This window comes from Bacillota bacterium, assembly GCA_012837285.1.
In the GTDB taxonomy this organism is placed as follows: Bacteria; Bacillota; DTU030; order DUMP01; family DUMP01; genus DUNI01.
In genome coordinates this window covers 26,470-34,711 of sequence record DURJ01000158.1, presented here as the reverse complement: position 1 = coordinate 34,711, position 8,242 = coordinate 26,470, and the positions used below count along the sequence as shown (strand labels likewise).

Sequence of the window (8,242 nt, the reverse complement as noted above, 5' to 3'; positions counted from 1 at the left end):
ATTGTTAGAACGGGCCCAGCTGGAACCGGGCAGTATTTTAGTGGTAGGGTGCAGTACCAGCGAAGTGCAGGGTCAACACATTGGCAGCGCCGGTAACCGGGAAGTAGCTGCAGCTATCTTACAACCACTGCTTGAGATTGCCGGCGAGAATCGCATCTTGTTGGCCATTCAGTGCTGCGAACATCTTAATCGGGCTTTGGTGGTAGAGCGGGAAGCACTGAAACAGTATCAGCTAGAGCAGGTATCGGTGTACCCTGTAGCTCATGCCGGCGGCTCGTTGGCTGCTTTGGCCATGGATTTATTTACGGATCCGGTACTGGTAGAAGAAGTGCGAGCCCATGCCGGCCTGGATATCGGGCACACGTTGATCGGCATGCATATGAAGCCGGTGGCCATTCCTACCCGCTTGGCGGTGAACCGGGTGGGGAAGGCTTGTTTGGTGGCGGCGCGAACACGGCCGCGACTGATCGGGGGTATGCGAGCTGTCTATGCAAAGCCTGGGACCGAGCTGCCCCCAGACAAAAAGTGATAAACCGGAGGGCTAAATCACAAAGAGCTATGAAAGGGGAAATGCCAGGTGGGGTCTTTGCGGGTGGTCGATCCTAAGATTGCTGGGAGCATTGAGCAGGAACTGTTGCGGCAGCAAAGTCATTTGGAACTCATTGCCTCCGAAAACTTTGTCAGTGAAGCAGTGCTGGAAGCTCAGGGGTCGGTTTTAACCAATAAGTATGCGGAAGGCTATCCTGGACGGCGGTACTACGGGGGCTGCGAGTTTGTGGATATTGCTGAGGAGTTGGCTAGGCAGCGAGCCTGCGAGCTCTTTAATGCCGAGCACGCCAACGTCCAGCCTCATTCCGGGGCTCAGGCCAACACAGCTATTTATTTTGCGGTTTTGAAGCCCGGGGACACTATTTTAGGTATGCGTCTTACCCATGGCGGACATCTCACCCATGGGCACCCTATTAACATGTCCGGTAAATGGTTCCAAATTGTAGACTACGGAGTGAACGAGCACACAGGCCGTATCGACTATGATCAGGTCCGATCCATTGCCAGGCGTGAGCGCCCGCGCCTAATTGTGGCCGGTGCCAGTGCCTATCCGCGCATCATCGATTTTGAAGTTTTTGCTTCCATTGCCCGGGAGGTAGGCGCCTATTTGATGGTTGATATGGCTCATATAGCTGGGCTGGTGGCAGCCGGACTGCATCCGAATCCAGTGCCGGTGGCCGACTTTGTCACCAGCACCACCCATAAAACTCTGCGCGGACCCCGGGGCGGATTGATTCTGTGTCCCCAGGACCAGGCTCAAAGTATAGACAAGGCTGTTTTTCCCGGGATCCAGGGCGGGCCGCTTATGCATGTCATTGCCGCGAAGGCAGTGGCTTTCAAAGAGGCGCTGGCACCCGGGTTTAAGGACTACCAAAAGCAAGTGGTGGCTAACGCCAAAGCCCTGGCCCAAGGACTGATGAACCGCGGTTTTGTGTTGGTGTCCGGCGGTACGGACAATCACCTGCTGCTGCTGGATCTCAGGCCGCAGAAGCTAACTGGGAAAGATGCCGAGGCCATGCTGGATGAGATCAATATCACGGTTAACAAGAATACTATTCCTTACGATCCGGAGAGTCCCTTTGTGACCAGCGGGCTTAGGCTCGGTACTCCGGCCATGACTACCCGGGGACTCACCACCGCTGACATGGACGAAATCGCCGACATAATTGCTCAGGCCCTGACCCGGTTTGAAGAACCCGGGGTAAAAGGAAAGCTCAAGGCGCGGGTACGGGATCTATGTGCGCTTTATCCACTGTATTCGGGAAAACAGATTTAAGCTTTATACTGAATAACAAGACCTACGATGCATCTTCAGCTAGGAAAGGAAGAGGACCATGGCTACCGTTCACGTATTAAATCACCCGATGATTCAGCACAAACTGACTCTAATCCGTGACAAGAACACCGGCCCGAAGGAATTTCGTGAGTTGATGGAAGAAGTGGCGATGTTTATGGCCTATGAAGTGACCCGGGATCTGCCGCTTAAAGAGGTGCAAGTGGAGACCCCAATAGGCCCGGCCAAGGCGCAGGTACTGGCCGGGAAAAAGCTGGCGGTGGTGCCGATTTTGCGTGCTGGACTGGGCATGGTGGAAGGAATTCTACGGCTGATTCCGGCTGCTAAAGTGGGGCACATCGGCTTGTACCGGGATCCGGAAACCTTGGACCCGGTGGAGTATTTTTGTAAGCTGCCGTCGGACATCGGTGAACGAGAAGTAATCCTGGTGGATCCCATGCTGGCCACCGGCGGTTCCGCTGTGGCCGGAGTCAGTTTTTTAAAACAGCGGGGAGCCCAAAACATCAGGCTCATGTGCCTAATCGCCGCTCCAGAGGGTGTTAGAGCTTTTTGCGCGGCTCATCCGGACATTGACGTTTTTGTGGCCGCAGTGGACAAGTGTCTCAATGAGCATGCATATATTGTTCCCGGCTTAGGGGACGCAGGGGATCGCTTGTATGGAACCCGTTAGAGATGATATGCGACCTGATTGGGATACTTATTTCATGCAGATCGCGGTGGTGGTGGCCGGTAGATCAACATGCCTGCGGCGGCGAGTAGGAGCCATAGTGGTTAAGGAGCGGCGGGTTCTAACCACCGGGTACAACGGAGCGCCGGCGGGAACAGCTCACTGTAAGGATGTGGGTTGTGAGCGGGAGCGGCTGGGAATTCCGGCCGGTGAGCGCCATGAACTGTGTCGCGGGCTTCATGCCGAGCAAAATGCCATTATTCAAGCGGCGGTACATGGAGTGAGTATCCGGGATGGGACCTTGTATTCCACCGACTACCCGTGTTCTGTTTGTGCCAAGATGATAGTCAATGCCGGGATCAGGCGGGTGGTTTACCTGGGGAGTTACCCGGATAAGTTGGCCAAAGCCATTTTGGCTGAGGCCGGCGTAAAAGTTGTTCGATTGGGAGGAGATACCGGTGCAGGAAAAAGGGATCCTGCTGCCGAAACTGGATCGACTTAACCCTACATTAGAGTCGACACTGGTTAAGCTGCTGGAAGAAGCCGGAGAACTGGCCCAGGCAGTGGGTAAGTTCCGCGGCCTCAATGGAGAGCGGATAACCTTGTCGGAAGAGCAGGCGATGCAAGTGATAGCGCGAGAGCTGTTGGATGTAGCCCAAACCACAGTGTCGATGATGTTTGTGTTGGAAGAACAGCACGGAGTTGATCTAGATGAGGCCTTGCGCGATCATGTAGCTAAATTGGAGGCCAAAGGCTACCTTTCACCGCGACAGCTGCCAAGTTAATAATTGACAAGCCAGAGACCGGACAGGTAGAATTAAGAGAAGCTGGTACAATAGATAGAGGTGTTTTTATGCTGGCAGCAGGGATAAGTTTTGCCTTGGCAGCCGTAATTGCATATTTGCTGACTCCGGCCGTGTGGCGTTTAGCCGTGCGGACCGGTGCCATTGATCGGCCGGATGCTAAACCGGGCAGCAGGCATATCCACGATACGCCGACGCCAAGGTTGGGCGGGCTGGCTATTTTTGCCGGGTTTACGGTGGCGATAGCCGTGGCGGCGTTCGTATCACATACCCCGGACTGGGAGCACTTACTGGAGCTCTGGTGTGGGGCGCTGATTATTGTTATCGTCGGCGTAGCCGACGACTACTTTGAGCTCCCGGCCAAGTTGAAGCTGGCCGGACAGATTTTGGCTGCGACGGTGTTTGTAGCCATGGGCAATGTGGTGGATTGGATTTCTAATCCCTGGGCTCACGGTCCTTTTCCCGGCATGAGCTACATTGGTTATTGGGGAGTACCCCTGACTATTTTTTGGCTGGTAGGCATTACTAACACCATGAATCTAATTGATGGTCTGGATGGCTTGGCTGCCGGCGTCGGGGGAATAGCGTCGGTGACGCTGATGCTGGTGGCTTGGCAAGAAGGGCAGTACTACGTTACCATTATTACCGCTGCTATTGCCGGGGCCGCCTTGGGATTTTTACCCTATAATTTTTATCCAGCCCATATTTTCATGGGGGACACAGGCTCCATGCTGCTGGGCTTTGTCCTGGGAGCGGTGGCAATTCAAGGCACGTTAAAGAGTGCCACCACCATTGCCCTAGCCGTGCCTTTGTTAGCTTTAGGGCTGCCGATCTTGGACACCAGCCTGGCCATCATCCGCCGCTTTGTGCACGGACAGTCGATTTTTCAGGCCGACAAAGGGCATCTGCACCACCGGCTGTTGGCGCTGGGATTGAGCCAGCGGCAAGCGGTGATCATTTTGTATTTTGTCAGCGGTTGTTTTGGGTTGAGCGGTGTGGCCCTAGCTGATGTGAGTTCAAGACTGGTGGCCATCACGCTGCTGCTGGTGGGCTTGGGGTTGACGTTGGCTATTGGGCGCTCCAGCGGGGAGTCTTTGATTACTAGGCATAACAGTCGGGACATACAGGGCTAGGCGAACAGAGTCGGCGCTAGTGAATACGGAGGCCCCGGGAGGACCTCCGTTTTTTGCTGTAGTGTGGACGAAGAGCGGCCCTCTGCCTAGGTTGTGTGATGACAAAGGAGCTATGGTAATGACTAAGGTTAAGATTATGTCCATATTCGGTACGCGCCCGGAAGCCATTAAAATGGCGCCGGTGGTAAAGGCGCTGGCGGCGGTGTCGGAATTTGACTCTAAGGTGGTGGTAACGGCTCAGCACCGGGAGATGCTAGATCAGGTGTTGGATCTGTTTTCCATCCGGCCGGACTATGATCTGGACATCATGGCGGCGGCTCAAAGCCTAACTCAGATTACTGCTCGGATTCTAACCAGACTGGATGAGGTATTGGCCACGGAACGCCCTCAGATGGTATTGGTTCACGGTGATACCACCACCACTTTTGCTGCTGCTCTGGCGGCGTTTTACCGACAGATTCCAGTGGGGCATGTGGAAGCCGGGCTTAGAACCGGGGCTAAGTATTTTCCTTATCCGGAAGAAATTAATCGCTGTTTAACCGGTGTTCTGGCCGACGTGCATTTTGCGCCGACGACAGTTGCCCGCGGGAATCTACTACAAGAGGGCGTACCTCCGGACCGCATACTGGTTACCGGGAATACGGCCATCGACGCCCTGTTTCTAACGGTGGCCGCAGATTATAAATTCCGCCACCCGGCTTTAAAGGCCTGGGATTGGGACCGGTACCGGATACTGGTGGTGGAAGCACACCGGCGAGAGAATTGGGGGCGGCCGCTGGAGGATATCTGCTGGGCCGTGGCAGAGATAACAGAGCTGTATCCTGATGTAGCTGTTATTTTTCCCGTCCACCTAAACCCCAAAGTACAAGAACCGGTCCGGCGTATTTTAGGAAACCGTCCGCGTATACATTTACTGGAGCCGTTAGAGTATGCTGATTTTGCCAACTTGATGGCTCACTCGCATATAATATTAAGTGATTCCGGGGGGATTCAAGAGGAAGCTCCGTCTTTGGGCCGGCCGGTGTTGGTACTGCGCAGTGTTACTGAACGACCGGAAGCAGTGGCAGCGGGAACGGTGAAAGTGGTGGGGACCGACAAGGAGAAAGTGGTGGCGGCCACCGAGGAGCTGTTAACCGATGAGAAGGCCTACGGTCGTATGGCCCAAGCGGCCAACCCCTACGGAGACGGCCGAGCGGCCAGCCGTATTTTAAGTGGCCTTCAGCGCTATTTTGGCTTTGCCCACGAGCAACCATCAGAGTGGTGAGCTACTGAAAGGGGGCCTCCTTATGCGCAGCCGGATCAGTTGGATCGTAACCGCGAGCAAATTCACCTTGGGTATTGCAGTGGGTATTGTGGCCAGCTACTACCTGGGCAATTGGATTGACACTCGCTATGGAACCGACAGCATTTTTTCCAGCCTGTTAGTTTTGATTGCGATTATAGGCGGGTTTTATAACTTGTATCGCTACGTTTCCCGTCAGTATAGAAATTGAAAGTAACGCATACCCCCTCCGGTTGTCTCATATAGATGTGAGAGAACAGCCGTGCCTTAGGCAGTAGGATCGGCTGCAATGCGGAGGGGGAAGCGCCCTTGAGGAGCTTGTTGACAGCCACGGTATTGTTGGTATTTATCGCTGTCTTGCTAGTACCCACCGCCGTGGTAAGCTTTTATCCCAGCCCAAAGTTGCTTCCTCAGGATCCAGAATCCCCAGGAAGAGCAGAGGTAGTGGAGATGGGACCGGTGCTCAAAGTGTTCCAGGCTGATAGTAATCAAATCAAGGAAATGCCACTGGAGGACTATTTGGTAGGCGTGGTTGCCGGTGAAATGCCAGCCCTGTTTGAAGAAGAAGCGCTTAAAGCGCAAGCAGTAGCAGCCCGAACTTATGCCCTGCGGCGCCTTAAGGCTTACGGCGGCAGCGGCTGCCCCAAGCACCCTGAGGCCGATATTTGTACTGATGCCAGTTGTTGCCAAGCTTATCTAGGGGAGAACGAGCTCAGACGGCAGTGGGGAATTTTTTCTTATCCCGGGTATCGCCTCAAAATTGCCGAGGCAGTGGCAGCTACCCAGGGTTTGGTAATTACGTATGATCATGAGCTAATCGACCCGCTATATCATGCCAGCTGTGGCGGCTTGGGTACCGAGGACGCCGAAGCGGTATGGGGGAACGCGGTGGCCTATCTGGTACCGGTTAAGTGCCCACATGAGGCTGACAGCCCTCATGTGGCCGTGGAAGTATCCTTTAGTCTGTCCGAGCTGGAACAGCAGCTAGGCGGGAAGGTGGCCATACCGGTAAGCGGCGGGGTGAATCTCGAGGTGCTGGAGCGCACAGCTAGTGGACGGGTGCAAAAACTACAGGCCGGTGATGTAACCTTGGCGGGCCCGGAGGTCCGGCAGCGGTTGGGGCTAAACTCCACCGGTTTCACCTGGCGGCTGGCTGAGGCTGGAAAGGTGGTGTTTACCACTTACGGCAAAGGTCACGGAGTCGGTATGTGTCAGTATGGAGCCAACGGACTGGCTAAGCGTGACTATGATTTTCGGGCCATACTCAAGCATTATTACAACGGAGTAGAGGTGGAACCTCCCCCGGGCATTAACTGAGCGGACTATGTTGCTCAATCTTGAGCTTTTCTGTTCCAGTACCTGAGAGGAAATATTTGCTGATTTTTGGATCTAAAAAGAAGGAATTTTGGTATTAACGTAGAACATAGGGGATAGTGCAGGATATACTGCACACGTAACCAGCATAGGAAGCAATTATTGATGCAGAAAGGGTGCTGCTATGGGCAGCGAGAACACAAGCTTGGAGACACGACTCAAGAAGAACATTACCGAATTGTCCGAGGCGCAACGAGCCTTAGCTGAGTTTCTTCTTTCCAACTTTGAACAGGCGGCTTTCTTAACTGCCGGTCGGGTCGGAGCCTTGGTGGGCGTAAGCGAGTCCACCGTGGTGCGTTTTGCCTACGCCGTGGGGTATCAAGGTTGGCCCCAATTGCAGGCTGAATTACAGGAAATGGTAAAAGACCGGCTGAGTACGGCTACCCGACTAAGAATGTCCACGGCATCAGATGTTACTGGGGAAAAATCGGTGGCCCGTGAGGTTATCGAGACAGATCTGGAGAACCTGCGTCGTACCTTGCAGGACCTTAAAGAGGATACTTTCAACGCTGCCGTGGAAGCGGTCATCGAGGCTGAAAGCATTTATGTTCTGGGCGGCCGCAGCGCACGTTCGTTGGCTCATTTTCTGGCTTTCTACCTGCAAATGATCGGGAAATGCGTGCATGTAAACCCCCAGGGCTTAGGTAGCATCTTTGAAGAACTGGCCCCGGTAAAGCCGGAGGATCTGATAATTGGTATCAGCTTCCCCCGCTATACCCGCAAAATAGTTGAGGGCTTCGCTTATGCCCGGGCCAAAGGCGCCAAAACCCTGGCCCTGACCGACAATGTTATCTCGCCGCTGGGACAGATGGCGGACATTACCCTAACCGCCAGGAGTAGTCTGGGCTCATTCATCGAATCTTTCGTGGCTCCGCTGTCAGTTATCAACGCTCTCCTTACGGCTGTGGGCCGCAGAGATAAGGACAAGACCTTGGCATGTCTGGATGAGCTGGAAGAACTGGCTCAGGAGCACAGAATTTTTTACCTGCCGGGAGGTGGTGTTAACAACATTATCTGAGCGATACGGAAATTCTTTGGGAGGTGGTTGTTTCAGACTTGCTCACACGGCTCCATTCAATAAAGAAATAGAGACCACATGAGCTGTGGTCTCTGCGTCCGGTCACGATCCGGCCCCGGCTT

Annotated in this window: 10 protein-coding genes; all 10 read left to right on the top strand. The window is 54.1% G+C overall.

All coding sequences use genetic code 11. From position 1 onward, the window contains the following. Nucleotide 1: 1 nt before the first annotated feature. Nucleotides 2-529, top strand: coding sequence for a TIGR01440 family protein (locus tag GX016_09595; protein HHT71800.1), 528 nt, complete (start codon nt 2-4; stop codon nt 527-529). Nucleotides 530-577: 48 nt separating this feature from the next. Then, nucleotides 578-1,825 (top strand): serine hydroxymethyltransferase, encoded by a 1,248-nt coding sequence (locus GX016_09590; protein ID HHT71799.1) that lies wholly within the window; start codon nt 578-580, stop codon nt 1,823-1,825. 58 nt (nt 1,826-1,883) lie between these two features. Next, nucleotides 1,884-2,513 carry a uracil phosphoribosyltransferase gene (gene upp / locus GX016_09585; GenBank protein HHT71798.1) on the top strand — a complete coding sequence of 210 codons (630 nt, stop codon included), beginning with the start codon at nt 1,884-1,886 and terminating at the stop codon, nt 2,511-2,513. A gap of 7 nt (nt 2,514-2,520) precedes the next feature. Continuing rightward, nucleotides 2,521-3,012: a cytidine deaminase gene (locus GX016_09580; GenBank protein ID HHT71797.1), complete on the top strand. Its 492-nt coding sequence runs from the start codon at nt 2,521-2,523 to the stop codon at nt 3,010-3,012. Then, on the top strand, nt 2,969-3,295 hold the full coding sequence (locus tag GX016_09575; GenBank protein HHT71796.1) for a nucleotide pyrophosphohydrolase: 327 nt from the start codon (nt 2,969-2,971) through the stop codon (nt 3,293-3,295). Before GX016_09580 ends, GX016_09575 begins: the two co-directional genes overlap by 44 nt. A 68-nt stretch (nt 3,296-3,363) precedes the next feature. After that, nucleotides 3,364-4,446, top strand: coding sequence for an undecaprenyl/decaprenyl-phosphate alpha-N-acetylglucosaminyl 1-phosphate transferase (locus tag GX016_09570; protein ID HHT71795.1), 1,083 nt, complete (start codon nt 3,364-3,366; stop codon nt 4,444-4,446). 118 nt (nt 4,447-4,564) lie between these two features. Further along, nucleotides 4,565-5,710 (top strand): UDP-N-acetylglucosamine 2-epimerase (non-hydrolyzing), encoded by a 1,146-nt coding sequence (gene wecB, locus GX016_09565; GenBank protein HHT71794.1) that lies wholly within the window; start codon nt 4,565-4,567, stop codon nt 5,708-5,710. A 22-nt stretch (nt 5,711-5,732) separates the two neighbouring features. Continuing rightward, on the top strand, nt 5,733-5,939 hold the full coding sequence (locus tag GX016_09560) for an AtpZ/AtpI family protein (protein HHT71793.1): 207 nt from the start codon (nt 5,733-5,735) through the stop codon (nt 5,937-5,939). A gap of 98 nt (nt 5,940-6,037) precedes the next feature. Then, nucleotides 6,038-7,045: a stage II sporulation protein D gene (gene spoIID / locus GX016_09555; protein HHT71792.1), complete on the top strand. Its 1,008-nt coding sequence runs from the start codon at nt 6,038-6,040 to the stop codon at nt 7,043-7,045. 181 nt (nt 7,046-7,226) lie between these two features. Continuing rightward, nucleotides 7,227-8,120 (top strand): MurR/RpiR family transcriptional regulator, encoded by an 894-nt coding sequence (locus GX016_09550; protein HHT71791.1) that lies wholly within the window; start codon nt 7,227-7,229, stop codon nt 8,118-8,120. Nucleotides 8,121-8,242 lie beyond the last annotated feature (122 nt).

What these genes read in the sequence shown, in the direction of transcription:
- GX016_09570 (HHT71795.1), top strand. Translation starts at nt 3,364, where the DNA reads ATGCTGGCAGCAGGGATAAGTTTTGCCTTGGCAGCCGTAATTGCATAT.
- GX016_09560 (HHT71793.1), top strand. Translation starts at nt 5,733, where the DNA reads ATGCGCAGCCGGATCAGTTGGATCGTAACCGCGAGCAAATTCACCTTG.
- GX016_09550 (HHT71791.1), top strand. Translation starts at nt 7,227, where the DNA reads ATGGGCAGCGAGAACACAAGCTTGGAGACACGACTCAAGAAGAACATT.
- upp (HHT71798.1), top strand. Translation starts at nt 1,884, where the DNA reads ATGGCTACCGTTCACGTATTAAATCACCCGATGATTCAGCACAAACTG.
- GX016_09580 (HHT71797.1), top strand. Translation starts at nt 2,521, where the DNA reads ATGCGACCTGATTGGGATACTTATTTCATGCAGATCGCGGTGGTGGTG.
- wecB (HHT71794.1), top strand. Translation starts at nt 4,565, where the DNA reads ATGACTAAGGTTAAGATTATGTCCATATTCGGTACGCGCCCGGAAGCC.